The sequence below is a fragment of the Vibrio sp. 2134-1 genome (assembly GCF_033339495.1).
In genome coordinates this window covers 1-530 of record NZ_JAWOUS010000906.1, presented here as the reverse complement: position 1 = coordinate 530, position 530 = coordinate 1, and the positions used below count along the sequence as shown (strand labels likewise).

Sequence of the window (530 nt, the reverse complement as noted above, 5' to 3'; positions counted from 1 at the left end):
CTCATCGATATCAGTAAACGCAAAAAGGCTGAACAATCGCTACAACTCATCAACCAAGAGCTAGCGCAGCGGGTAGAAGAGCGCACGCAAGCGCTACGTCAAGCTCAGGAGCAATTGATTGAGTCGAGCAAAATGGCGGCGTTGGGCCGCATGTCGAGCGCGATTACCCACGAGTTGAATCAACCTCTTACCGGATTGCGCACCCTTCTCACCACCAACGAGTTATTGGCAGAACGCGGCGAAACCGCCATGATGAAGGCCAATAATGTGCTCGTGCAAAAGCTGATTGACCGCATGGCAAGCATGACGAGCCAGCTCAAAACATTCGCGTACAACAAACCTGAAAAGCTACAAGCACTGTCGTTAACCAGCGCGTTGGAAGAGACGCTGCGTGTCTATCAATCTCAGCTGGCGAATGTGGATGTTCGCGTTCGAATACCTAGCGATCTGCCGCAAATTCAGGGGGAAGAACAACGCTTACAACAAGTGCTTGGCAACCTGATATCCAATGCGCTTGATGCCATGCAATC

General features: G+C 51.3%; 1 pseudogene. It reads left to right on the top strand.

Annotated elements, in window-relative coordinates:
* Nucleotides 1–530 (top strand): annotated as a pseudogene (locus R7R78_RS29195) (sensor histidine kinase); the annotation flags it as partial.